Source organism: Pseudomonas sp. MWU13-2517 (assembly GCF_023242545.1).
Taxonomy (GTDB): Bacteria; Pseudomonadota; Gammaproteobacteria; order Pseudomonadales; family Pseudomonadaceae; genus Aquipseudomonas.
The window spans coordinates 148707-174676 of the sequence record NZ_JALMFA010000008.1 but is presented as its reverse complement, the minus strand read 5'-3'; the positions used below and the strand labels follow the sequence as shown (position 1 = coordinate 174676).

The window sequence follows — 25970 nt, the reverse complement described above, 5'->3', positions numbered from 1 at the left end:
TGTAGCTTGTAGCTTGTAGCTTGTAGCTTGTAGCTTGTAGCTTGTAGCTTGTAGCTTGTAGCTTGTAGCTCAAAGCATCAACCCAGGTTTTCGGGTTCAACTGTGCTTTCTTCAGCATCGCCAACTTTCGAGCTGCTCCTCTTCATCTCACTGACGATCACCGCCACCACAATCAACGCCGCCCCCAGCATTGCAATCGGCGGGAAGCGCTCCCCGGCGATTCGCCCGATCACGCCTGCCCATACCGGTTCACCGGCATAGATCAAGGTGGCGCGGGTTGGTGAAACACTCTGCTGCGCCCAGTTCATCGCCACCTGGATGATCGCACTGGTGAGGCCCAGGCCGACTGCGCTGAACAGCAGCAGCCACGAGAATTGGGGCAGCGCCTCACCCATCGGCACTACCATCAGGAACGACAACAGCGACGCAGTCGCGAGTTGCACCACGGTGACGCGGCGCACATCCACCTGACCGGCATAGGCGCCGATGAGGATGATCTCCGCCGCGACTGCGATTGCGCAGATCAGCGTGGCGATCTCGCCGGGGCTGAAATTCAGAGAAGCACCGGTCGGGCCTGTGAGCAGCATCAACCCGGTAAACGCCAGCATGATGCCAATGCTCGGCATCAGCCCTGGGCGACGGCCGAGCACCAGCCATTGCAACAGCGGCACGCACGGAACATACAACGCCGTGATGAATGCTGACTGGCTGCTGGGGATCGTCTGCAAACCGATGGTCTGCATGCCATAGCCGAACATGATCGACGTGCCGATGAAGGCGCCGGCCCTCAATTCGAACAGGGTCAGGTCGCGCAGCGTGCGTAATGAGAAAAAACCTACCACGATTGCCGCCGCCGCAAATCGCAGACCCACGAAAAACATCGGCCCGCTGACCGTCATCGCATGTTGCACCAGCAAGAAGGTGCCGCCCCAGATCATGGTGATCATCACCAGGATGCATTCGGCTTTGCTGAAACGGTTGAAACGTGGGGAAACGTTCGAGGAGGTCATGGCGGCTCGGTCTTGCAAGGGAAAGGCACGGACCGCACAATGCGCCGCACGCTGGGCAGTATACTGCGCACACCCACTCTATGAGCAATATAGTGCACAAAGAAAATCCGCAAAGGGCTTCGGTCCTGCAGCACGTCAGCCAAAACGTCCGTCGCCTGCGTCACGCGGCCGACCTGAGCCAAACCGCGCTCTCGGAAAAGTCCGGGGTCAGCCGGCGCATGCTGGTGGCCATCGAGGCGGGCGAGAAGAACGTCAGCCTGTCGACCCTGGACCGCGTGGCCGAAGCGTTGGAGGTGGCGTTCAGCGACCTGATCCAGGCGCCGGATGCGGGTGACCACAGCCGCATCAACGAGTTGGCCTGGGCCGGTGATATCCCCGGTAGCAAGGCCGTGCTGCTGGCAAGAGCCAACGCCCGGCGCGAAGTCGAATTGTGGGAGATGCGCCTGGAACCCGGTGATCGCTACAGCCCCGAACCCGACCCGGAAGGCTGGAGCGTGCAATTGTTTGTGTATGAAGGGGCACTGACCCTGATTCTCGACGACGAAGAAAAGCACATCGCGGCGGGTGAGTTCTTCATGTTTGCCAGCCGCCAGTCCCACCGCTATCGCAATGATGGTGGCGTGGCCGTGTGTTTCGTGCGGACCGTAGTGATTTAAGGAGTGACCTAACTGTTCGCCAGGCAACAGTACCCGGGCACTTTGCTGGTTTGAAACACGCTCCACCGCGCTGAATCAGCAGCAATCCCCTGATTTTATTGACGATTAAATTCAGGCACGACTCCTGCAATCGCACAGGTCATCCCCTCGGAGCCTGGAGTCGGCCCATGTCAGCCCATCCTCAACACCCTGCCCATATCATCCGCTCGGATGCGGAAGCCATCGAAGTGGCCACGCGCCTGGCCGCACGTTTTGCCGTCGAAGCCAGCGTGCGCGACCGTGAGCGTCGCTTGCCGGTGGCCGAGCTCGACGAGTTCTCCGCCAGCGGCCTGTGGGGCATCACTGTGCCTAAAGCCTACGGCGGTGCCGAGGTGTCGTATGTGACCGTGGCCGAGGTGATCAAGTTGATCTCCGCCGCCGACCCGTCACTGGGACAGATCCCGCAGAACCACCTGGGCGTGGTGGACATCCTCCTGCAAACGGCCACTGAGGAGCAAAAACAGTATTACTTCGGCAAGGTCCTGGCAGGCTACCGTTTCGGCAACGCCTTCTCCGAAGCCAAGAGTAAGAACGCCGGCACCTTCGACACGCAGATTCGCTTCCATGGTGATACCGCGCAAATCAACGGTGAGAAGTTCTACTGCACCGGTGCCTTGTTCGCCCACATAGTGCCTGCGGTCGGCAACAACGAACACGGTCAGGCGTTTATCGCCTTTGTTGAACGCGATGCCCAGGGTTTGACGGTGATCGACAGCTGGGACGGCTTCGGCCAGCGCACCACCGCCAGTGGCGGCGTGACCCTTGATGGCGTGACCGTACCCGTCAGCGCGGTAATCCCAGCCCACCTGGCTTTCGATCAGCCCACGGCCAGCGGCCCGATCTCGCAGATCATCCAGGCGGCGGTCGATACCGGTATCGCCCTCGGAGCCCTCGAACAGGCGAAGATCTACGCACGCCAGGCGCGGCCCTGGATCGACAGCCAACAGGATCACGGCTGGCAAGACCCGTTCACTATCGCCGCCATCGGCGACCTGCAATGGCGTGTACACGGCACTGAAGCCATCCTCGCCAAGGCGGGTGTCGCCGTCGACCTGGCCCTGGCCGAACCCAATGAAGACACCGTGGCCAATGCCTCGCTGGTGGTCGCCCAGGCCAAGGTCCTGTCCGCCGAAACCGCGTTGCTCGCCAGCAGCAAGCTCTTCGAACTGGCCGGCACCCGTTCGGTCACCGGCAAGCACAACCTCGACCGCTTCTGGCGCAACGCACGCACCCACACCCTGCACGACCCGGCCCGCTGGAAATACCACCTGATCGGCAACTTCGTGCTCAACGGCGTGAAACCTGCGCGCCACGCCTGGAACTGAGGAGCCTTCCATGACTGCACTGAACCCTGTTCTGAATCAGGCGCGCCAACTACTGGACAGTACCCGCCGCCACGTCGATAAAAGCGACGACCCCTACGTGATCAGCCGCTTCGGCGATCTGCAGATCCGCGTTGACGTGGCCGCGGCCTTGCTCGAACGCGCCGAAACCCACCCCAGCCCGGTCGCTTTGACCGAAGCGCAAATCGCCGCTGCCGAAGCCCTGATTGCCGCCAGCAACGCCGAATTCGAACTGACCGGCCAGCGCACCGCCTTGCCGTCGACCCTTGATGACCCCCTGCGCTGGAAATACCAGGTCGTCGGCAATTTCCATCTCAACGGAGTGCTTTGATGGCCCGTGAAATTCGCTTGAATGCCTTCGACATGAACTGCGTGGGCCACCAGTCGCCTGGCCTGTGGGCGCATCCGCGGGACCGTTCGTGGCAGTACAAGGACCTGGAGTACTGGACCGATCTGGCGAAAATCCTCGAGCGTGGCAAATTCGACGGCCTGTTTATCGCTGATGTGCTGGGTATCTACGACGTTTACAACGGCAACGGTGACGCGGCGATCCGCCAGGCTGCACAGGTGCCGGTCAATGACCCGTTGTCACTGATCGCGCCGATGGCACTGGTCACCGAACACCTGGGTTTTGGCCTGACCGCTTCGCTGTCTTTCGAGCACCCCTACCCGTTTGCCCGTCGGCTCTCGACCCTTGATCATCTGACCAAGGGCCGCATCGGCTGGAACATCGTCACCTCCTACCTGGAGAGCGGCGCCAAGAACCTCGGCCAGAAAGCCCAGACCGAGCACGATGCGCGCTACGACTACGCCGAGGAATACCTGCAGGTTTGCTACAAACTTTGGGAAGGCAGCTGGGAGGAGGGGGCCGTACTGCGTGATCGCGAGCGCCGGATTTTCAGCGACCCGAGCAAAATCCACGAGATCCGGCATGTCGGCAAGCACTTCCAAGTGCCCGGTATCCACTTGTGCGAACCCTCGCCGCAGCGCACCCCCGTGCTGTATCAGGCCGGTGCGTCCAGCCGTGGCAAGCAGTTCGCCGCCGAGCATGCCGAGTGCGTATTCGTTGCCGCGCCGTCCAAGGTACTGCTGAAAAAGACCGTCGCCGACATCCGCCGTCGCGCCGCCGAGGCCGGGCGCGATCCGAAGAAAATCCTGATTTTCAATTTGCAGACGGTGATCGTCGGTGAGACCGACGCCAAGGCCAAAGCCAAGTTCGACGAATACAAGGCCTACGTCAGCTACGAGGGCGCAATGGCGCTGATTTCTGGTTGGACGGGCATCGACTTCAGCCAATTCAAGCCGGACGAGCCGCTCAAACATGTGCACACCAACGCCATTCAATCGGCGGTGGAAGCGTTTTCCACGGCCGATCCGAACAAGGTCTGGACGCCCAATGAACTGGCGGACTGGGTCGGCATCGGCGGTTTTGGCCCCCTGTTCGTCGGTGGCCCGCAAACCGTCGCCGACCTGCTGCAGGAGTGGGTGGAAGAGACCGACGTGGACGGTTTCAACCTGGCCTATGCGCTGACCCACGAAACCTTTATCGACGCCGTCGAGTTGCTCGTGCCCGAATTGCAGAAGCGTGGCGTGTACAAGGCCGACTATGCCCAGGGCACGTTGCGCGAGAAGTTGTTCAGTGAGGGCGCGCGGTTGGCGCCGAACCATCCCGGCGCCGGCTACCGCAAGTTATCTGAAGTACACAAAACCAAAGTGGAAGGGGACTTGCTCCCGATGGCGGGAGTTCAGTCAGAAACCTGCAACTGATACACCGCCATCGGGAGCAAACCCCTCTTCCAGATGTGCCGGATGTCGATCCAAATTCAGCCAGCGGACCACCGCACGCTTAAACACAAATAGGAGTACTCCCTATGAGCGTGCACGAACTCACACGTCCGCTGACCCTGGAATGGCCCGCCGAATCGCTCGGTAATTTGCCCCTGGCCCTGGAACAACTGCACCACTGGGCGCAGATCACCCCATTGCAGACCGCTCTGCGCCACAAGCGCCAGGGCCAGTGGTACGCCTGGCGCTGGATCGACGCTTTGCGCGACGTCGAGCGCCTGGCCGATGGCTTGCGTCAGCAGGGCTTCGATGAGCAGTCGCGGCTGGCCCTCAGCGGCGCTTTTGAGCCCAACCTGTTGCTGCTTGCCCTGGCTGCCCAGTCTGTCGGCGCGCCGGTGCTGACCCTGGCCGATGACCTGCCGCTCGAGGCGTTGCAGCAGCAACTGTGGCGCATTCGTCCCACCCACGGCTATGTGCAAAGTCGCCAGCAGGCGCGACATTGGCAGTCCATCCAGCGGTTGGATTTCGCCCAATTGCTCGGCCCGATCGACCCGGCGCAGCACGTGCAGCGTTGGTGGCGACCGACGGGTGACACCGCGCTGTGGAGCGAGGAGGGCACCCACTGGCAAGGTGGCCTCGCCGTAGTGTTGGAACAATGGCTAAGCAGCGGCCATGGCCTGGCTTTCCCGGAAAGCCCGGCGTCGGCCCGCCGTGATCGCAGCGAAGTGGCGCCGACTGGCTTGCTGTTGTCGCCATCGCGTTTGCAACACCTGGCCGACGATATCGAAAGCCGTCTGGCTCCCCTCGGCACCTGGCGCCGTCGCCTGTGCGACTGGGCGATCGCGCATCCGCAAAGCGGCCTGCGCCGTGTGTTGAAAAACCGCGTGCGCAGGCTGCTGGGTTTCCAGCGCCTGGCCTATATCTGGCAACCCCTCAAAACCAGCGCCGAGCCGACATGGCTGGCTGAATTCAAGCGGGACATTGCATGAGCCAGGCCATTTTGCAGGTACGGGATATCTCGCTTTCGTTCAAAGGGGTCAAGGCCATCAACGCCTTGTCCTTTGATGTGCGGCGCGGCGAGATCTGCGCGCTGATCGGGCCCAATGGTGCCGGCAAGAGTTCGTTGCTCAATGTGCTCAACGGCGTGTATCGCTTCGATGCCGGTGAGATCGTATTCGACCAAGAACGCTTCCAGCGCATCGATCCCCTGGGCGCTGCCCGTCGCGGCATTGGTCGCACTTTTCAGAACAACGCGCTGTTCAAGAAGATGAGCGTGCTCGACAACCTCCTCACCGGCCTGTCGCGGTATATGAGCACGACCTTTATCGAACAAGCCCTGCACCTGCCGCGCGCGCGACGGGAGGCCGAAGCGTTCCGTGCACGCGCCCAGGGCATCCTCGAATTCCTTGACCTGCAAGCCCATCGCGAGGTGCTGGTAGGCAACCTGTCCTACGGCCTGCAAAAGCGCGTGGAACTGGGCCGGGCGCTGATCGCCGGGCCCAGCCTGCTGTTGCTCGACGAACCCATGGCCGGCATGAACGCCGACGAAAAACGCGAGATGGCGCGTTTCGTTGCCGATGTGAACCGTGACCTCGGCACCACCGTGGTGTTGATCGAACATGACATGGGCGTGGTCATGGGCCTGTCCGACCATGTGGTGGTGCTCGACTACGGGCGCAAGGTCGGCGACGGCACGCCGGCAGAGGTACAGGCCAACCCTGACGTGATCGCGGCCTACCTGGGAGTTGCACACGGATGACGTTCTTCTTCGAAACCCTGCTCGGCGGCCTGCTCGCCGGCACCATGTACTCGCTGGTCGCCATTGGTTTTGTGCTGATCTACAAGGCCAGCGGCGTGTTCAATTTTGCCCAGGGCTCGATGCTGCTGTTCGCCGCGTTGACCTTCGTCAGCCTGCATGACCAGGGCATGCCGTTTGCCCTGGCACTGCTGTTGACGGTGCTCGTGATGAGCGTCGGCGCCTTGTTGATCGAGCGCCTGGTGTTACGGCCGCTGGTGAACCGTTCGCCGATCACCCTGTTCATGGCCACGCTGGGCCTGTCGTTCATCATCGAGGGGCTGGCCCAAGGTTTGATGGGGGCGCAGGTGCGTGCCCTCGACCTGGGTATCGACGACGTGCCGCTGTTCGTCGGGCCGCTGATGCTCAGCCAGTTCGACCTGGTCGCGGCCGCCGCCGCCGTGGTGCTGGTGACGGTGCTGGCGCTGCTGTTCAACAAAACCCGCATCGGCGTGTCGCTGCGCGCAGTGGCGGATGACACCACGGCGGCGCTGTCCATAGGCATCAACCTCAACCGCATCTGGCAGATCGTCTGGGCGGTGGCGGGCGTTGTCGGGCTGGTCGCCGGGTTGCTCTGGGGAGCGCGCCAGGGCGTGCAGTTTTCCTTGTCGCTGGTGGTGCTCAAGGCGCTGCCGGTGCTGATCATCGGCGGCTTTACCTCGATTGGTGGGGCGATTGTCGGCGGGTTGATTGTCGGCGCGGCGGAGAACCTGGCCGAGGTGTACATCGGCCCGTTGATCGGTGGCGGTATCACACCGTGGTTTGCCTACGTATTGGCCCTGGCCTTCCTGTATATCCGCCCCGCCGGCCTGTTCGGCGAGCGCGCCATCGAGCGAGTCTGAACCCATGTCGACACCTGTCGTTCAAGAAACCGCGCCACTGCTGCTGACCGAGCGACGCATCCCGTGGGGCCTGATTGGCCTGTTGACGCTGGCCTTTGTCGTGGTGCCGTTGTGGGGCAATGACTATTGGCTCAATGCGATTCTGATTCCCTTTCTGGTGCTGTCCCTGGCCGGACTGGGCCTGAACCTGCTGACCGGCTACACCGGGCAGACCTCGGTCGGCGCAGCCGGTTTCATGGCCGTCGGCGCGTTTGCCACCTACGGATTTCTGTTGCGCCTGCCCGAGCTTGGCTTGCCGGTGGCCCTGTTGGGCGGGGGGGTGATCAGTGCGTTGACCGGGCTGTTGTTTGGTTTGCCCAGCTCGCGGATCAAGGGCTTCTACCTGATGGTCACCACCCTGGCCGCGCAGTTTTTCCTGGAGTGGCTGTTCGTCAAGTTCCCGTGGTTCTACAACTACGGTTCATCCGGGACCATTTCCGCGCCGAAGCTGGCGCTGTTCGGCCATGACCTCAACACGCCGCTGGGCCGCTACCTGCTGGCGCTGGTGACGGTGCTGCTGTTGACCTGGGCCGCCGTCAACTTGGTACGTAGCCAGATCGGCCGCAACTGGATGGCGATCCGCGACATGGACACTGCCGCTGCCGTGGTGGGTATTCCGGTGGCGCGCTACAAGCGCCTGGCGTTTGCCGTCAGCTCGTTCTACCTGGGCATCGCCGGTGCCTTGTGGGCCTTTGCCTACCTGGGCACGGCCAGTGCCGGCAGCTTCGATATCAACCGCTCGTTCCAGATCCTGTTCATCATCATTATCGGTGGCATGGGCAGCATCGCCGGCAATTTTGTCGGCGCGGCCTTTATCAGTCTGCTGCCGATTTTCCTCAGCCATGCCGGGCAGGCGTTGTTCGGCGGCGCGATAGATGCGGGGCAGTTGCAGAACCTGCAGAAAATCATTTTTGGCGTGTTGATCATCGTGTTCCTGATCAAGGAGCCCGAAGGCTTGATTCGCCTGCTGAGCAACCTTCGCGACCGGCTGCGTCAGTGGCCTCTACGTTTCTGAACCGATAAGAGAATCCCAATGCGTGCAACCTTGAAACGTTCCCTGGCCGGCGCTGCCTTTGCGCTTGCCACCTTGACTGGCGCCGTCCCCCAGGCGATGGCCGCGCCTGACCAGCAATTCATTCCCCTGGCGACCTATCGCGTCGGGGCCTATGCCTCCAGCGGCGTGCAAGTGTGGGCCGGGATGATCGACTACCTGCGTTATATCAACGAGGTCGAAGGCGGCATCAACGGTGTGAAACTGGTGTGGCAGGAGTGCGAGACCGAATGGACGGCGGAGAAGGGCATCGAGTGCTACGAGCGCTTCAAACATGGCCTGGACGGGGCGCCGGTGGCGGTGTACCAGCCCAACGGCGCACCGGCGGCGTACGCTTTGAGCGAGCGCGCCGAGGTGGACAAGATCCCGCTGATCACCCTGGGTTACGGCCGCACCGAGGCCACCGACGGCACGGTGTTCCCCTACAACTTCCCGGTGATGCTGACCTTCTACAGCGAGGCGTCGACCCTGGTGAACTACATCGCCCAGCGCGAAGGCGGTTTCGACAAGCTCAAGGGCAAGAAGATTGCCACGGTCTACCACGACTCGGCCTATGGGCGCGAAACCCTCGGCCCGTTGAAGTTGCTGGCCGAGAAGTACGGCTTTGAAAATATCCAGATCCCGGTAGCCGATCCGGGCAACGAACAGTCGGCGCAATGGCGCCAGGTACGCCAGGCCAACCCGGACTGGGTGTTCCTGCGTACCTGGGGGGTGTCCACGCCGGTGGCGGTCAAGACGGCGGCGCGTTTCGGCTTCCCGGTAGACCATATCATCGGCGACATCTGGGCCAGTTCCAGCGAAGACGTGCTGCCTGCCGGCGCTGCCGCCAAGGGCTACCTGGCGCTCACGCCGTACCCGGCCGGTGCTGATTTCGAGATTCACAAACGCCTCAAGCAGTACGTCCTCGACAAGGGCCACAGCGACCTCAAGGACCTGGGCAATTTCGGCAGCGTCTACTACAACTCCGGCCTGGTGAACGCCGCCGTGGCGGTGGAAGCGATCCGCACCGCCCAGGCCAAGTTCGGCAAGCGCCCGCTCAATGGCGAAGAAGGCCGCTGGGGCCTGGAACACCTGAACATCGATGATGCACGCTTGAAAGACATGGGCTACCTGGGCCTGATGCAGAACCTCAAGCTGTCGTGCCGCGACCACGAAGGCGGCGGCTCGGCGCGGGTGCAGCAATGGGACGGTGCCCACTGGACGCTGATCAGCGACTGGATCGCCGCTGACCGTGCGCTGCTGCGCCCGTTGATCGATGAAAAATCCGCTGCGTTCGCCAAGGAAAAAGGCCTGACGCCGCGCACCTGCACCGGGGATGAATAAACCATGAGCCAGACCGCCGCTGAACCTGCGAGCCCGACACTGTTAAGCGTCAATGATATTGAGGTGATCTACGATGGCGCGATCCTGGCGGTGGCCGGGGTGTCGCTTCAAGTACCCAAGGGCGCCATCGTTGCCTTGCTCGGCGCCAATGGTGCGGGCAAGAGCACCACGCTCAAGGCTATCTCGGGGCTGGTGCGGGCCGAGCGCGCCGAGGTCAGCCGTGGGAGCGTCGAATACGCCGGGCATGACCTGGCCGGTATCGACCCCAGCCAGCGGGTGCGCCAGGGCATGGTGCATGTGTTGGAAGGCCGCCATGTGTTCGGCCAACTGACGGTGGAAGACAACCTGCGCAGCGGCGGCTTTGTGCGGCGCCTGAGCCGCCAGGATATGGCGCGGGACCTGGAGCGTCTGTATGCCTGGTTTCCGCGGCTCAAGACCAAGCGCCACACCCGCGCCGGGCTCACCTCGGGCGGCGAGCAGCAGATGGTCGCCATCGGCCGGGCGTTGATGACCCGTCCTACTTTGGTACTGCTCGACGAGCCATCCATGGGTTTGGCGCCTATGATCGTGCAAGAGATCTTCGAGATCATCGCGCAGCTCAATCGCGAGCAGCAGGTGAGTTTCCTGATCGCCGAGCAGAACATCAACGTCGCGCTCAACTATGCGTCCCAGGGTTACGTGCTGGATACTGGGCGGGTAGCCTTGAGTGGCAGCGCCGCCGAGTTACTGGCGCGGGGTGACTTGCAGGATATTTATCTGGGCAAACAGTAAGGGCTTATGTGCATGAGTGAATCCCTCCGCAACGCCGATGTGCTGATCATCGGCGGCGGCCTGAGCGGTACGATGCTGGCGGTGCAACTGTTGCGCCTGCCTGGGCAGCGGCAGATACGCGTGATCGAGCCACGCGCCGAACTGGGCCGTGGCGAGGCCTACAGTGCGGTCGAGCTGGGCCACACGTTGAACGGCAACGCCGCGCGCATGAGCGTCGACCCGGACAATGCCGATGACCTGACCCAGTGGCTCACAGACTACATTGGCGCCGGTGGTTGGCCGGAGTCGGCCGAGCAACACGTACCGATCAGCGAACTCTTCCCGCCACGCGGGCTTTTTGGTGTGTACGCGCAACAGCGACTGGCCGAAGCCAAGGCGCTGTCCGCGTCCACGGTGGAGCATGTGCGTGCCGAAGTGGTCGACCTGCAAGTCGAGGACGCCTCCACCCTGGTCATCCTCGATAACGGCGAGCAACTGCGCGGCAGGTTCGCGGTACTCGCCACCGGCATGTTCCCGGCGGCGCGCACGCCACAAACCGAGTCCAGTGGCTTGAACGCCGCGGCGGTGGACCCGTGGGACGTGCAGGCCATGACCCACATCGACCCGCAAGCGGCAGTGCTGATCATCGGTTCCGGGCTGACCATGGTGGATGCGGTAGTGTCCTTGGAACAGGCCGGCCATCGTGGGCCGATCGAGATCTTCTCGCGCCACGGGCTGCTGCCCCATGTGCGTCGGCAGCCGCCGGGTTGGGTGGACTTCCTGGCGGCCGACCCGGGCTTGCGCAGCCCCCGGCAACTGCTGCGCGAGGTGCGCAGGCAATGCCGGCTCGCGCAGCATGAGGGCATCGATTGGCAGGCGCCATTGGACACCGTGCGTGCGCATATCGGCCGGTTGTGGAGCCAGGCCAGCGAGCGCGAGAAACGCCAGTTCGTGCGGCATGTGCGACCTTGGTGGGAGAGTCACCATCACCGTTCACCGCCGTTGAGTGCGCAGTTGGTGGCGCGCCTGCAAGAGGAAGGACGGCTGCGCATCCAGGCGGCGTCGTTCAAGGGGCTGCTGGCTTCGGAAAAGGGCCTGACCATTGGTGTGCGCCGACGAGGTGAGCAGGTCGTCACTCAGGTCTCGGGGGCTGCGTTGATCAATTCCAGTGGCATCGAATACGACTGGCGCCGCGTGGCCCGGCCGTTGCCGCAGCAGTTGCTCAAGCGTGGGTTGATCCGGCCTGGGCCGTTGGCCCTGGGGATTGCGGCGCACGCTTCGGGTGCGGTACTGGATGCCCAGGGCCAGGTCAGCCGGCGGTTATTCGCCATGGGGCCACCGTTGCGCGGGATGTGGTGGGAGAGCACGGCGGTGACGGATGTGGCGATTCAGGCCAAGGCATTGGCTGCCAAATTGGCGCAGATCTGAAGGGGGGCAGGGCGCGATTCAGCCTGCTCCTGCATTCGCGCCTTCATTTATCGCGCGATCTTCACAAATCCGGGCTTGAGGCCGAACACTTCTACCCCTTGCGCCGTCGACTGCCCTGTCTTCACCGTCACCCGCTCCACCGGTTTATCCATGGCGGCCCGATACTCCACCGTCATGTCCGGCTGGATCGCCTGGCTTGGAATCACCATCGCCTGATCATTGTTGTACGTCACGATAGTCAACCGCGCGCTCATGCCCAATCGCACACGTTGCAGTTGCTTCGGCGTGAGCTTGGGAATCGACAAGGTCACCGGAAACTGCGCGCTGCCCTGGCTATCACTGGCAATCGCCAAGCCGCTGACCACGCTGACGGAGCCCGTCAACCGCTCGCCATCGAAGCCATCGCCCATCACTTCCACCGCCTGGCCCTGATGCAGCTGGTTGATGTCCAGTTCGGATACCTTGGCGACGATTTTCAGTCGTTCGATATTGGCCAGGCCGAATAGCACCTGGCCCTGGTTTACCTTGCTGCCGGCCTGCACGGGAGGCGTGTTGGCGTTACCGCCCGAGGATGAGTTGTTGTTGCCGGGGGCGGGCACCACGATGCCGGAGAACGGTGCCTTGACCTCCTTGCCATCGAGCAGCGTGTGCAGGGCGTCGTATTTCACTGTGGCGTTGGTCAACTCCATGTCCGCGATCTGGCGGTAGGCACCTCTGCCTTGATCCTGCGCTTGTTGCAATTCGCTGCGTGCGGCGACCAGGTCCAGCTGTTGCTGTTGGGCCTGTTGCTTGAGGTCATCGAGTTCGTTGCGCGGGATGATGCCGCGTTTGAACAGGTTCTCGCTTTCGGTGAGTTTGCGCTGGGTATTACCCGCCGTCATTTCGGCGGTGCGCAGGCTGCGACGGGCGCGGCTGACGGCCGGGCTGCTGTCCCAATCCTGCATTTCCTGCACGGTGCGCCGCGCCTTGAGCTGGAGAGAGAGGGCATCGCGCAGTTGCACTTCGAGGGTGGCCGGGTCCATGCGCAGCAACACTTGGCCTGCCTCGACGCGCTGGCCTTGCTCGACCAGATTGGCCAGGACATTGCCGTCGAATGGCGCCGTGAGGGTCACGGTGGTGTCGGGTTCGATCTTGCCCACCAGGCCGATCTGGTGCACCAGCGCGTCCGGCTTTACCGCCAGCCACTGCTCGGTGGGAGCGGGCGAGTCGGCGCCCGGGCTGCGCAGTGCCACCCCGGCACCGGCCAGAAGCAGCACCGACAGGGCACCGATCAGGTATTTTTTATTAATAGTCATTGAGGGCGATTTCCCAACTTTCCAGCGTCATGCCCAGGGTCAAGTCGAGTTGGGTCTGGGCGTTCAAATAAGCGATCAGCGCGTTGAGCTGCGCGTTTTCGGCGTTGCGCAGGTCCGTCTCGAAACTCAGCACCTGGAAGTTGGTGGAGCGCCCGGCGCTGAGTTTTTCGCGTTCGATCTCGATCTTGCGGCGCGACAGCTCCACGGCACGTTGGGAGATTTCATATTGGCGCCAGCGGGTACCCAGGTCGCGCACCACGTCGTTGACACTGCGTTCCAGTTCCTGGCGGGCGTCGGTGATACGAATCTCCTGGTCTTCCACGTTGACCCGTGCACGCACCTCGGCCTGCCGCGTGCTGATGTCGCCGATGGGGATCTGCACCTGCACGCCGGCGTAGCTGTCCCACGTGCGATTATTGGTGTTGCCGTTGTCGTTATTATTGTAGGCGTCGCGTATCTGGTTGGCCCCGGCCACCAGGTCGACCTGCCAGCGCCCTGAGTCTTTGGCGATGACCAGGTTCAGATCCGCCTGCTGGCTGCCCAGTAGGGCGGCGAGGTATTCCGGTTGTTGGGTTTGCGCCAGGTTGAACGCCTGGCGCCGGTCGATGCTCATCGGTTTGGCTTCCAGGGCTTCACTGGCACGGATCGGCGTAGACAGATCCAGTGCCAGCAAGCGCAGCAAGGCGAGGCGGCTGGTGTCGAGTTGGTTCTGTGCTTCCTCCACGCCCAGTTGTTGGGTGGCGATGTCGGCTTCGGTCTGCACTATTTCGAACTCGGCCATGCGCCCGGCGCTGATCAACGCCTTGTTCACTTCCAGCAGCGTGCCGGAACGCTTGAGCGCGTCCTGCACGATGCTCAACTGCTCCTGGGCGCGCAACAGCTCACGGTACGTGGCGATGATCTGGCTGATGGTCTGCGCCACGGTGGCCTTGAGGTTCAGGCGGTTGGCCTGTTCCGCCAGGCGCGACAGGCGCAGCGGCGCAGTGGTGGCGTCCCAGCCGGCGCCGCGCATCAGCGGTTGAATAATCGACAGGTCAAGCCCATCACGGCGGTAGCGGCCGGCGCGATCGGCGTTGTTCAGCTGTTGGGTCCAGTTCATGCTCAGCCGGGTGCCGTACTCACCGAGCAAGGTCGCGTTGGGGGCCAGGTTGGCGTTGCGCGCATTGTCCGCCGAACCCCGGGTGGCGCGGTAATAGCTGTTGAGGGTGAGCTTGGGGTTGAAGGTGTCTTCGGCCACGCGCAAGTCGAACTTCTGCGCTACCCGTTGCAGGTAGGCGCTGCGGATCGCCGGGTTGTTGCGCAGGCCCAGGTACACCGCATCGCCCAGGGTGATGTCGGTGACCTGGGCCTTGAGTGATACGCCCCGGTCGTAGCCGCTGCGGGTCGTACTGGGGGCCGAAGGGTTGATCACCACGTCGGCGGCTATCACCGGCAGGCTCACCAGCGCCAGCAACCATAGCCACTTACTCATCGCGCAAGGCCTCCACTGGCTGCAGCCGTGAAGCCGAGACCGCGGGGTAGATGCCAAAGAACAACCCCACCAACAAGGTGCTGCCGACCCCCAGTGGCAGGGCGGCAACCGCCATGGAAAACGCCCAGCCCGACAGCCAGGCGTAGAGCCAGGCGGCTGTCATGCCCAGCACCGCACCGCAGAGCGCACCGACGGCCGTCAGGGTCACGGCTTCCAGCAGGAACAGGTTGCGGATGTCGCGCTGCCGCGCCCCCAGGGCCATGCGGATGCCGATCTCGCGGCGGCGCTCCGACACATTCATCAGCATCACGTTCATCACACCCACACCGCCACCTACCAGGGAGATGGCCCCCAGCGCCAGCAACAGATAAGCAAAGGTGCGGCTTTGGCGAGTCATGCCATCGATCATTTGCTGGGGCACCTGAATGTCAACGTCGTGGTCGGTCAACTGGGCTTTCAGAGCAACGGCGGCGTCCCTCGCGATACGGTCCATGTCCTGGCCGGGCATGGCGCGGATGATCACGTTGCCGATCTGCGGGCTGGCGTAGATGCGGCGCATGCCTTCGGCGGGGATGAACAGGGATTCGTTGGTTTGTACCGGAATCAGTAGGGAACGGGGTTGGCTGTTCAGGATGCCTATGATCAGGAACAGGTAGTCGTTGATGCGCACCCGGTCGCCCAGGTTCAACGAATCGCCCGGTTGGCTCAGGGCCTGGGCGAGTTGGTCGCCAATGACCGCGTAGGTTTCATGGGTGTCGAAGCCCGACAGGAAACGGCCGCCCCGCAGGGTCAGGCGCATGGCATCCTTGAGGTCCGGCGTGCTGCCGACGAAGTTGGCATTGACGGTGCGCCCGTGAAACACCATCGGGCCGCTGAACAGTGTGATCGCGCCGATATGGGCAATGCCTGGCACCGCCTGGCGCACCGCTTCAAGATCGAGGCTGGCCCGCATGGTTGCGCTGCTGTTGCCTTTGGGCGGGAATTGGGCGACCAGGGTGTCGGTGCCCATGTCCTTGAAAATCATTGCCGCGTCGGTGGCGGCGTTATGGCCGATGTTGATCAGCGCCACCACCGATGAACTGCCGATGATGATGCCCAGCAAGGCCAGGATCGAGCGTTTGCCCAGGGTACGCAGGCTGACGAATGCTTCATGCAGCAGTTGGCTCAGGCTCTGTTCGACCCGCAGGCTCATAGGCGCCCGGCCTCATGCACCACGCCGTTGCGCACCAGGATCTTGCGCTCCAGGCGCTCGGCGATGTGGGCGTCGTGGGTGACGATGACCAGCGTCACCTGCTGCTCGCGGTTTAGTGCCAGGAGCAGGTCCATGATCTCTTGGGCGGTAGTGCTGTCGAGGTTGCCGGTGGGCTCATCGGCCAGGATCACTGAAGGTTTGCCGACCAGGGCACGGGCAATCGCCACCCGTTGGCGCTGGCCGCCGGAGAGGTCGGCGGGGCGATGGTGGGCGCGTTCGGCCAGGCCGACTTGTTCCAGCATGTGCAGGGCATGTTCCACCGACTCATGCCGTGATACGCCACGGTAACTCAGGGGCAGGGCGACGTTGTCGAGGGCGCTGAGGCGCGGCAGCAGGTTGAAACTCTGGAACACGAAACCGATTTGCTGGTTGCGGATGGCGGCCAGTTCATCGGGCGAGGCGCTGAAGATATCGTGCCCGGCAAAGTGGTATTGCCCGCCGTTGGGCAGATCGAGCAGGCCGAGGATATTGAGCAGGGTGCTTTTGCCGGAGCCGGAGGCGCCGAGGATGCCGCAGCTGTCACCGCGGGCGATGGACAGGCACACGTCATTGAGAATGGACAGTTCCTGCCCGGCGAGCTGATAGCGTTTGCCGATGCCTTGCAGGGAGATCAAGCCTGGGTGCGCGGGGGTATCTGTCATTATGACTACGCCTGCAGTCTCGACGGTGCCAGCCTGCGCCCGTAAATCTTTGTAACAAGTTCGGGAGCTGCCTGGTACGCGTCACGGACTGTTTTTATTTCTTGTTTTTAAAATATTGTTTGAATAGTAACCGCGTTCCCTTCGCTTCGCCAGCCATGGATGTAGAGCGGTTTAACGCTTTGAAACGATTTGGCGGGGGGCCGCTACAGGCCGTCGAAAAAACCTTGAAACCGCCTCCATAGCCCCATTTATACAGGCTTTTGTTAGCATGGCGCAGTCTCACTACTTGCTTTCGATGGGCCGCACCGGTATAAAAAATCAAATTATTTTTTAAAACAATATTTCCCCTGTGGAACTCTTATGGTCGCGAAGAAACTCAGCGCTCCAAACGTTACCAAGACTCGATTGCTGGATGCGACAGAGGCTCTCTTCATCAAATACGGTTATGACGCGGTCTTGTTGCGGCAGATTACCGAGCGTGCCCAGGTCAACCTGGCTGCCGTGAACTACCACTTCGGGGACAAGGATTCCCTGATGCAGACCTTGCTCAAGCAACGCCTGGAGCCGCTCAACGAGCAGCGCCTGGAATTGCTGGCGCGCTGCGAGGCCGAATCCGACGGCCCGCTGGACTGCGACACCTTGCTCGGCGTGCTGTTCGCGCCGGCCATGGGCCTGGAGCGCAGCGATCCGGCCAGCGGGGAAGGGCGCTCGTTCATTCGTTTCCTGGGCCGGGTCTACAGCGACACCTCACCGTTTATCCAGGAATACCTCAAGGTGCATTACCAGCCGGTGTTCCAGCGCTTCTTCGAAGCCTTCGCCCTGGCCTTGCCGGACCTGCCGCGCAACGAACTGGGCGTGCGCCTGCAATTTGCGCTCAAGGCGATTTCCGGGGTGATGGCCGGCACTGAACTGCGCCTGCTGATGAACTCCATGAGCCTGGGTCGCCCGGCCACGGATGCGGAAGTGATGGCTAAGTTGATCACCCTGGTGTCGGCGGCGATTCGCGTGCCGCAGCAGAGCCCGGAAGCGGAAACCGCGCTGGCCAAGGTGCTGGATACCCAACGGGCCATCCGCGAACAAGCGGCAACCCCCACCGCCAAGGCATCGGGCTAGGTCAAATCCCAGGCAAAAAAAACCCGCTGGGGCGGCGGGTTTGATGTGCAACGTTTGTAACGGATGAGGCTTCACACTACGGCTGGAGATGTGAATAAAACGTGAAAAAAATGTAAGAAAAGGTGTGAAGTTTGCGCATGACCGAACACTCGCAATAAGCGGGCTTAGGACCACTTGTCGGGACTGTCATTTCTCACAGGTTACCGAGGGTCGTCCCAAGGTGTTTGATTTCTCCTGGTGATTCCCTGCCCAGGAGAACGACGATGACGACCAAACCCACCCGCGTTAAAAAAAACGCTGTAACACAATCAGCGGAAGAAACAGCCGGCACTGATACCATCAAGGAAGCGGCAGAAAAACCGCTTGCCTCGGCGAAAAAAAAGCGCGGCCCAGGTACTCCGCCGAATTCCCCCAGCGTCGTTGAGGACTTGGACTCTCCCTATTCAATCCCTATGTCGGTCATCCCTGTGTTGGGAGCGGCTTACGGTCTTGGCCGTCGCCATATCAAGGATGGCTTGACTTACGCCTTCGAGCGTTGGACTCAGTGCCGTGCAGGGGACGAATTTATAATTTGGATGAACGGCATTCGGATGGCCGAGGACAGAGTCACCCCGGCCAATGAAAGCGATCCACGATTCTTTCTGGTCATTCCCAGGACGAGCTTGTTACTGCAATTTGTCGACGACGTCCATGGAGAGGTGCGGCGGGTCGGCGCTGGTACGGTCAGTACTTCAGAGCACCAACGCATTCTGATACTGAACACACTGCCAGGTGGGGAAGGGAATTGTGATGGCGCTTATCACACGGGCCTCACCTTTACGCTTTCCCACACGATTATTGACAGCGTCGTTGCCTCACGGGGTGTGGATGTCACTATTCGTGCGTGGGCCAATATGCGTGTCAATGATCTGGTGATGTTTTACTGGGGCAATCACCGTTTTGAACTCCCACCCATCCTGCCAAGCGAAGTCGGGCGTGACCTGAGCTTTCTCATAACCCCCGATTTTCTGAGCGCCGTCGGGGACGGCCATTTTGTTGTGCAGTTTTATTTGTATGACGAAGTGCTCGATGAATCCGGACCCTGCCATCGCTGGAGCAAGCCGGTCCCGGTCGAGGTCGTCCTCAATACTACCCTTCTGGAGGAGCCAGAGATTATCGAGGCGGACCCTGATTTACTGATTCTGGACGCCGACTCATTGCATGGGTTGCCGGCTACCGGATCTGTATTCATTCGTAGAAATCATCCGGCCTTCGTCGCGGGGGATCACCTTATCTGGACGGTGATGGGCAACACGCCAGAGGGTGAAGAGGTCAGCTACAGTTTTCGCCTGCCCGTGATGCTGGCCAGCTACAACGATTTCTCAATTAGCAATGCAATTGTCCGGTCATTGATCCAGAGTACGCTGAGAATTTCCTACGTCAGGGAAAGAGAGATGTTGGCTTCACGGCCAACTGTCTATGCGGTCGCGGGCATTCGCTACACGTTGCCCGAGCCTGAGGTGCTTCAACGTCACGGGCCATTTGTAGAACCGGACCTGCCTTTTATCACGGCGGCAATGCCTGACTATGACCCACCAGGCAATTCGGGAGACGATCTGCAGGTCAATATTCTGGGTGAACACCTGGATGGTAGCGTGGAGCGTGTGTTCAGCCACCGGGCGGCGGGTGTCCATCCCCGCTTCCGCGATTTCGTAAACGCGCAATATGCGCGATTTGAAGGCCTGCTCCGGACTCGCGTTTATTACCTGGTCACTGGCCCGGTCACTGTACGTGAATCCGAACGTCGATATATCCAGATCGGCCGGCCGGCGCGTACGCTGGTTGCGCCGAGTATCCAGGAGGCGGATGTCACGAACAATATTGATCCCGCCACGGTGGGCAGTGTCGCCACCTTTGAGGCTCGCGCGGAATTCAGGGCGGGTGATGAAGTCATCATCAAATATGTGGGCTCGGTGACTGCAAGCTCCACGATTGAGTATTTGCTGGCAGTTGATTCCAACCCTTTTCTGGCTGATGTCCCCAAAAAGCTGATTGACGACAACCTGGATGGCACACTCCGTGTCAGCTATGTGCGCAGGCGATTTGGTGTTGATGAGTTGTCCGAAGAGCAGACCTACACCATAGGTCGGGCGTTGGGCGAGTTGTTTCCACCTGAAGTGGTGGAGGCTACAACAGGGCCGGATGAACTCGACCCCCGTTTGGTTGCTATTTCGGGGGCGACCGTTCGGTGTCGCTACGACCAACCCAAGGACGGCGATCAGGTCGAGGTCTGCTGGCGTGGTCTGTCGGGTGCCGGGACGTACTTTGAAAGCAAGGACGCCAACCGGGGAGACACGTTTGTCGAGGTAGTCGTTCCGCCTTCTGCAATTGGTTTTAATATCCACCCTCAGGGACGAGATATCGACGTCTCGTTCAAAGTTATCCGCAATGGCGTTCCCACCGACTCGCCGGTGCTTACGTTGAACCTGCTCACTCTGAGTCATTTGCCTGGAGCGACAATCGACAGCATCGGTGAGAGTGCCATTCTCGAGATACCCAAGTTGGATGACCTTGACCAGACCCGCGTTGCTCCCTGGCCATACATTGAGATTGGTCAGCGTATGTGGTTGCGTAATGAAGGCACTCTGGATACCGACGCCGTCTATTTGGAGGAAACTTATGTAGGCCGCGAGGTCTCGGTAGCGGATGCCAACAATGGGCCTGCTCCCTTTACGCCGGTAAGCCGGCTGCGCCGTTTGAAAGAGTGGACGCCCTTCACGATTGACTTCGGGGTAACCTTCAATCACACCAACAATCCTGCCGATATCGTGTGGTTTGAAACCCGCCACCATCTGGTCCAGACGGAGCCTAACGTATTCCCCCATCCGGAAATCCGGTATTCGTCGCCGCCCAGTGGGCCGGAAGTCGTTATCAGCCCGATCACCGTCGAGAACAAATGCCAGGTGCTGGTGACCTACCCCAATATGAACCAGGGTGGGACGGACATGATGACGTTGTACTGGATCGGTGCGGATGGTGTGCCGATTGAAGTTGGGACGCAGCCAGGCCTGGACGGTGGCACGGTGACGTTCAACATCAGTAATGAGTTGGTGGGCGTGAGTATCAACACCACGATCCAGTTGCAGTATGAAGTGATATTGGGGCGGGGCGGGGAAGGTTCGTCGGAAGTGCAGATGGTGCATGTTCAGGCAATTCCACAGGCCAGTTTGCCTAGGGCTTTGATCAACAATGTGGCGAATGGGGGATCCATAAACCCGGCGACTTTAACGGGCGATGCGATGCTGAGGATGATCAAGTGGCCTTACAGCGCTAAAGATCAAGTTGCCTGGCTAACCCTGTCGGCGTCAGGCGCGGTGACGCAGAATCTCCTGGTGGAACATCTGGTTTCCGAGAATGAAGCCAGCAACGGTTTCGCCGATATCAAGGTGCTACGCAGTTGGCTGATGTCCGTGCCGAACAATGGCACGGTGACGATCGACCCCCGTATTAATTTTAATCAACAGAATGATAAGGGAATGGCGGTCGTTTTTCCGCCGACTCAGTACAGGATTGCCCACACCACGGCCCTGGTCTTTGATTCGGGGGCTGTTTACTTCAATAGGAAAACCTTCTTTTTGGACGGTTACCCTAACGTCTTGCCCATTTTCGGCTCCGGGAATTCGATTCAGCGCGTGGCAAACGGGGGAACTCGGCCTTATCTGTACTCAACCTCCAATGCTGGCGTCGCGCACGTTGACGCCACTACGGGCTATGTCACCATGCGCGGCAATGGCAGTGCGGTAATCAGCGTGCGTGACTCGTCGGTGCCTGCACAAGTCCGTAGTTACCCCGTGTATGCAAGCAATGCAGTGCGTTGTGTCGGTTTGGGACGCAGTACGCTTGGCAACATCCGATCCTCCGCGAATAACGCCGGGGCACGGTTGCCGAGCCTTGATGAAGCCCGCGAGTTGCATCAGGTTTTCGGCTATTTGTGGCCGATGGGCAATGCGCTCTATTGGACGTCGACCTTCTCCCACAGTTTTTTCTTTACCAACTACTACTACGGCTTGAATATCAATACCGGAGAAATATTGGCAGGTAAGGACTATGTCATTGGAGACCACTTCAATGGTGTCGGGCTAAGGTAGCGGGATAAGGCGTTAAAGGGACGCAAGAGGGAGGGTCACGATAAGTCGTGAACCTCTCTTTTTTGCTTGTGGATGTGCAAAGTTGTCAGATGTTCCAGCGTTTTGCGCATTGCCCTAAACGTGAACGCATCGCGTCTACATTCGCCGCCAATTGCAGGGTCAACAACCGATAACCATCCAGACCCAAGTAAATCGGCGTATCCAGAGTGGGCTCGGCGACCGCGATATTCCCCTCCCGCTCCAACCGCTCCGTCACCCCGGATTTCAACGCACGCGCCATCCCCACCAGTTGCACGCGGATCTGCCGGTGTTCGGCCTTCAACATCATTCGCATCCGCGCCATCGCCGGTTCATCCTGCGGGTTCGGCCGCGTATTGCCCAAGATTTCCAACGTGCTGATGCACATGCGCAGGTGCCGCTGGATCGCGTCCAGTTCGGTCATCGAAATGCGCACTTCCTTGGACACCGATGGCATCAGCGAGCGCAGTTGCACCATCGCGGCATTCAAGCGATTGAGCAGTTTGAGGTGCTCATCATCGGTGACCGACTGGCCATTGATGATCCGGCTGTAAATAGCCGCGCAGTCGCGTAATGCACTGGCCAGGTTGTAGCGCCAGGAGTACACGGCATACAGCGGCAGGGCGAAGGAGAAGGCCAGCGCCAATACAATGCCGATCAGAATGTCGACAGTGCGCCACAAACCATCGGAGATCGGGTTGTCCCCGTGGCCGGCAACGATAAACACCGTGATCGCCGACAGCAGCGCGATATAACCGCCCTTGCCGATGGCGTGATAGGAAAAGAACCCGCACACCACCGACATCAGCAGATAGGTGAGCAGCGGCTGGCCCAGCCAAGCCTGTTGCACCACCAAGGCCAAGCCGACACTGGCGCCGATCAAGGTGCCATAAGCGCGCTCCACGGCTTTTTTGCCGATATTGCCGTGGTGCTGCAACCCGCCGATCACGATCAGCATGGTCACCGACGCCCACTCACCGTGGGGCAGGTTGATGCCCGTGGTGAGCAGGATGGTTGCCAGCAAGCCGATGGACACGCGCACGGCGTGGATCAGCTTGGCATGGCGATAGCGCCGATACGGGTCGAGCAACGGGCGCAGCAGGCGTCGGGCAAAGAGGGGCAGGTTCATCAGGACTAAAATCGCCTCGGTTCTAAAGATGTGCACACTCTAAATGTGAGAACGGGCTGGGTGTGGCCACACCCAACCCGCTCCCACATTTTTGATTGGCATCCACTCAAAAAATGTAGTCAGTGGTCAGGAAACTCGAATCGCGGTTACGCAGAATGTCGCTGACCAGCGCCTTGTTGCTCTCCTGGAACTTGGTCGCCACCAGGGTACGGATCGAGAACACGCGCAACGCGTCATGCACTGACAGCGTGCCCTCGGCCGAGTTCTTGCGGCCGTTGAACGGGAACGTATCCGGCCCACGCTGGCACTGGGCGTTGATATTGATACGACCGACCTGATTGGCGAAGGTATCCACCAGGCGCCCGACTTCCTCGGGGTTGGTGCCGAAAATACTCAACTGCTGGCCGAAGTCCGACTCCAGCACGTAGTCAATCACCGTGTCCACGTCACGGTAAGGCACGATCGGCACCACCGGGCCGAACTGTTCCTCGTGGTACACGCGCATCTGCGGGTTTACCGGGTACAGCACCGCCGGGTAGAAGAACGAACCGCGACTGGCACCGCCATTGGCATTCACCACCTGGGCGCCGTGTTGCGCTGCATCGGCTACCAGACCGTTGAGGTAATCCACCTTGCCGACTTCCGGTAATGGGGTCAGCGACACGCCGTCTTCCCATGGCATGCCGGGCTTGAGCGTCGCCAGTTTGGCGTTGAATTTCTCGATAAATGCCTCGACCACGTCTTCATGCACGAACAGGATTTTCAGCGCGGTGCAGCGCTGGCCGTTGAACGACAAGGAACCGGTGATGGCTTCACTGACGGCATTGTCCAGGTCCACTTCGGGCAGCACGATGCCGGGGTTTTTCGCATCCAGGCCCAGTGCGGCACGCAAGCGGTGTGGCTTGGGGTGGAGTTTCTTCAAGTCACTGGCGGCTTTATTGGTGCCGATAAACGCAAAGATATCGATCTTGCCGCTGGCCATCAGCGCGCTGACGGTTTCGCGACCGCTGCCGTAGATCACGTTGATCACCCCGGCCGGGAAGCTGTCGCGGAAAGCCTCCAGCAGCGGACGGATCAACAGCACGCCGAGCTTGGCCGGCTTGAACACCACGGTGTTGCCCATGATCAGCGCCGGGATCAGCGTGGTGAACGTTTCGTTGAGCGGGTAGTTATAAGGCCCCATGCACAGCGCCACGCCCAGCGGTACGCGGCGGATCTGCCCGAGGGTGTCCTGTTCCAGCTCGAAGCGGCTGCTGCGACGGTCCAGCTCCTTGAGCGCATTGATCGTGTCGGTGATGTAGTCGCAGGTACGGTCGAACTCTTTCTGCGAGTCCTTGAGGTTCTTGCCGATCTCCCACATCAACAGCTTGACCACCGCATCGCGCTGTTCACGCATGCGCCGTAAAAAGGCTTCGACGTGCTGGATACGCTCAGCGACGCGCATCGTCGGCCATGCGCCCTGGCCCCGGTCATACGCACGTACGGCGGCATCCAGGGCGGTGAGGGCGGTGTCGGCGTCCAGCAGCGGCGTGCTGCCGATATGCACGCGCTCATCACCCAATTGCACGGGGCTTTGCACCCGGGCCAGCGGGCCGTTCCAAACCCGCAATGTGCCGTCAACCAGGTAATCACGCTGTTCAATGGGAGCCGCCAGGCGGAATTGCTCGGGCACGTCTTGGGCGGTGAGAGGAAACAGCTGGGCGAGCAGGTTGCTGGTGGTCATGTCGCTACCCCTGGAATAGTTGCAAAACATGACTAGAGAGTCACCCAACACCGGGCTCTATGGCAAGGCTTGTGCGCATTGCTGTACGCACAAAGGCGTGCGCCGGGTAAACTCTGCGCCTTTCTTGAAGGAGTTCACATGAGTCAGTACCAGCCGGGCATTCTTGCCGCACCGGTGCCGTTGCAGGCACGCCATCTGTTTTTTGCCGTGGACGCCCTGGGCGCCGTACCTGCTGCGCTGGACGCACTGGTGCAATTGGCCGATTCGGCGGCGGTGGTCGGTTTGGGTGAACCGCTGGCAGCCGCGCTGGGTGCCCACATTGAAGGGCTGCGCACATTCCCCGCCATCAGCGGCCCGGGTGCGCACAACCCATCGACCCAACAGGCGTTGTGGGTGTGGTTGCACGGTGAGGATCGTGGTGAGTTGCTGTTACGCAGCCGCGCCTTCGAAAAAGCCCTGGCCCCGGCGTTTCGCCTGGTACAGATGATCGAAGGTTTCCGCTACAAGACCGGCTTCGACCTCACCGACTATGAAGACGGCACCGAAAACCCCCACGCTGACGCGGCGGTCGAAGCCGCACTGACCGCCAGTGGCGCCAGCTTCGCCGCGCTCCAGCAATGGCAACACGACCTCGACGGCTTCGCCGCCTTGCCTGCCCAGGAACGCGACCACATCATCGGCCGCCGTCATGGCGACAACGAAGAGCTGGACGACGCCCCCGCGTCCGCCCACACCAAGCGCACCGCCCAGGAAAGCTTCACCCCGGAAGCCTTCGTGGTACGCCGCTCAATGCCGTGGGCCGAGAACGGCCAGGCCGGGTTGATGTTCCTCGCGTTTGGCCATTCCTTCGATGCGTTCGAAGCGCAACTGCGGCGCATGAGCGGCCTGGAAGACGGGATTGTCGATGGCCTGTATCGCATCAGCACGCCGTTGACCGGCGGCTACTACTGGTGCCCGCCGATCAGTAACGGGCATCTGGACCTGAGTGCCCTGGCACGCTGATTGACCGCGCGCACCGCAGCCTGAAACGCGCCCTGACCTGAACGGTCAGGGCGTTTTTTTGTGGCTGTGTATCACGTTGTATCTGAACACCCTCCTGATACACCCGCATGACGTTCTATCGCGTTCGCGACACAGAGC

General features: G+C 61.1%; 21 protein-coding genes. 14 read left to right on the top strand and 7 right to left on the bottom strand.

Annotated features, from left to right (window positions below; all coding sequences use genetic code 11):
- Positions 1 to 77 precede the first annotated feature (77 nt).
- Positions 78 to 1010 carry a DMT family transporter gene (locus M5B97_RS13680; RefSeq protein ID WP_123717828.1) on the bottom strand — a complete coding sequence of 311 codons (933 nt, stop codon included), beginning with the start codon at positions 1008 to 1010 and terminating at the stop codon, positions 78 to 80.
- 92 nt (positions 1011 to 1102) lie between these two features.
- Between M5B97_RS13680 and M5B97_RS13675 the strand changes: the two genes are divergently transcribed.
- The 11 genes from M5B97_RS13675 (at position 1103) to M5B97_RS13625 (ending at position 12061) form a co-directional block, all read left to right on the top strand.
- Positions 1103 to 1666, top strand: coding sequence for an XRE family transcriptional regulator (locus tag M5B97_RS13675; RefSeq protein WP_134657699.1), 564 nt, complete (start codon positions 1103 to 1105; stop codon positions 1664 to 1666).
- 167 nt (positions 1667 to 1833) lie between these two features.
- A complete protein-coding gene (locus M5B97_RS13670; RefSeq protein WP_248731723.1) occupies positions 1834 to 3030 on the top strand; it encodes an SfnB family sulfur acquisition oxidoreductase in 1197 nt (398 codons plus the stop codon).
- 10 nt (positions 3031 to 3040) lie between these two features.
- Positions 3041 to 3379, top strand: a complete 339-nt coding sequence (locus M5B97_RS13665) for an acyl-CoA dehydrogenase (RefSeq protein WP_248731722.1) — start codon at positions 3041 to 3043, stop codon at positions 3377 to 3379.
- On the top strand, positions 3379 to 4815 hold the full coding sequence (locus M5B97_RS13660; protein ID WP_248731721.1) for an LLM class flavin-dependent oxidoreductase: 1437 nt from the start codon (positions 3379 to 3381) through the stop codon (positions 4813 to 4815). The genes M5B97_RS13665 and M5B97_RS13660 overlap by 1 nt, the downstream gene beginning before the upstream one ends.
- 104 nt (positions 4816 to 4919) lie before the next feature.
- The gene (locus tag M5B97_RS13655; RefSeq protein WP_248731720.1) at positions 4920 to 5822 is read left to right on the top strand and encodes an AMP-binding protein; all 903 of its coding nucleotides are present in this window, start codon (positions 4920 to 4922) and stop codon (positions 5820 to 5822) included.
- A complete protein-coding gene (locus M5B97_RS13650; RefSeq protein WP_248731719.1) occupies positions 5819 to 6592 on the top strand; it encodes an ABC transporter ATP-binding protein in 774 nt (257 codons plus the stop codon). Before M5B97_RS13655 ends, M5B97_RS13650 begins: the two co-directional genes overlap by 4 nt.
- Positions 6589 to 7470, top strand: coding sequence for a branched-chain amino acid ABC transporter permease (locus M5B97_RS13645; RefSeq protein ID WP_248731718.1), 882 nt, complete (start codon positions 6589 to 6591; stop codon positions 7468 to 7470). The genes M5B97_RS13650 and M5B97_RS13645 overlap by 4 nt, the downstream gene beginning before the upstream one ends.
- A gap of 4 nt (positions 7471 to 7474) precedes the next feature.
- Positions 7475 to 8524 (top strand): branched-chain amino acid ABC transporter permease, encoded by a 1050-nt coding sequence (locus tag M5B97_RS13640; RefSeq protein WP_248731717.1) that lies wholly within the window; start codon positions 7475 to 7477, stop codon positions 8522 to 8524.
- An 18-nt stretch (positions 8525 to 8542) separates the two neighbouring features.
- Entirely contained in the window at positions 8543 to 9883 is a 1341-nt protein-coding gene (locus tag M5B97_RS13635; protein WP_248731716.1) for an ABC transporter substrate-binding protein, read from the top strand.
- A gap of 3 nt (positions 9884 to 9886) precedes the next feature.
- Positions 9887 to 10654, top strand: a complete 768-nt coding sequence (locus M5B97_RS13630; protein WP_248731715.1) for an ABC transporter ATP-binding protein — start codon at positions 9887 to 9889, stop codon at positions 10652 to 10654.
- A gap of 12 nt (positions 10655 to 10666) precedes the next feature.
- Positions 10667 to 12061 (top strand): FAD/NAD(P)-binding protein, encoded by a 1395-nt coding sequence (locus M5B97_RS13625; RefSeq protein ID WP_248731714.1) that lies wholly within the window; start codon positions 10667 to 10669, stop codon positions 12059 to 12061.
- Between the two features lie 47 nt (positions 12062 to 12108).
- Here the strand turns inward: M5B97_RS13625 and M5B97_RS13620 are convergent, their stop codons facing one another.
- Genes M5B97_RS13620 through M5B97_RS13605 form a run of 4 tightly spaced genes read right to left on the bottom strand, consistent with a single transcriptional unit; the run spans position 12109 to position 16720 of the window.
- Positions 12109 to 13356, bottom strand: a complete 1248-nt coding sequence (locus tag M5B97_RS13620) for an HlyD family efflux transporter periplasmic adaptor subunit (protein ID WP_134657690.1) — start codon at positions 13354 to 13356, stop codon at positions 12109 to 12111.
- Positions 13346 to 14827 (bottom strand): TolC family protein, encoded by a 1482-nt coding sequence (locus tag M5B97_RS13615; RefSeq protein WP_248731713.1) that lies wholly within the window; start codon positions 14825 to 14827, stop codon positions 13346 to 13348. Before M5B97_RS13615 ends, M5B97_RS13620 begins: the two co-directional genes overlap by 11 nt.
- On the bottom strand, positions 14820 to 16019 hold the full coding sequence (locus M5B97_RS13610; protein ID WP_248731712.1) for an ABC transporter permease: 1200 nt from the start codon (positions 16017 to 16019) through the stop codon (positions 14820 to 14822). Before M5B97_RS13610 ends, M5B97_RS13615 begins: the two co-directional genes overlap by 8 nt.
- Positions 16016 to 16720 (bottom strand): ABC transporter ATP-binding protein, encoded by a 705-nt coding sequence (locus tag M5B97_RS13605; protein ID WP_248731711.1) that lies wholly within the window; start codon positions 16718 to 16720, stop codon positions 16016 to 16018. The genes M5B97_RS13610 and M5B97_RS13605 overlap by 4 nt, the downstream gene beginning before the upstream one ends.
- Before the next feature lie 360 nt (positions 16721 to 17080).
- Between M5B97_RS13605 and M5B97_RS13600 the strand changes: the two genes are divergently transcribed.
- The gene (locus tag M5B97_RS13600) at positions 17081 to 17833 is read left to right on the top strand and encodes a TetR/AcrR family transcriptional regulator (RefSeq protein ID WP_248731710.1); all 753 of its coding nucleotides are present in this window, start codon (positions 17081 to 17083) and stop codon (positions 17831 to 17833) included.
- 263 nt (positions 17834 to 18096) lie between these two features.
- Complete coding sequence (locus tag M5B97_RS13595; protein ID WP_248731709.1) at positions 18097 to 21960, top strand: hypothetical protein; 3864 nt, start codon at positions 18097 to 18099, stop codon at positions 21958 to 21960.
- A gap of 85 nt (positions 21961 to 22045) precedes the next feature.
- Here the strand turns inward: M5B97_RS13595 and M5B97_RS13590 are convergent, their stop codons facing one another.
- A complete protein-coding gene (locus M5B97_RS13590; protein WP_248731708.1) occupies positions 22046 to 23107 on the bottom strand; it encodes an FUSC family protein in 1062 nt (353 codons plus the stop codon).
- Positions 23108 to 23213: 106 nt separating this feature from the next.
- On the bottom strand, positions 23214 to 24830 hold the full coding sequence (locus tag M5B97_RS13585; RefSeq protein WP_134657686.1) for an NADP-dependent glyceraldehyde-3-phosphate dehydrogenase: 1617 nt from the start codon (positions 24828 to 24830) through the stop codon (positions 23214 to 23216).
- Positions 24831 to 24968: 138 nt separating this feature from the next.
- On the opposite strand from M5B97_RS13585, the gene M5B97_RS13580 reads away from it, so the two are divergent.
- On the top strand, positions 24969 to 25832 hold the full coding sequence (locus tag M5B97_RS13580; RefSeq protein WP_248731707.1) for a Dyp-type peroxidase: 864 nt from the start codon (positions 24969 to 24971) through the stop codon (positions 25830 to 25832).
- Positions 25833 to 25970: the final 138 nt, after the last annotated feature.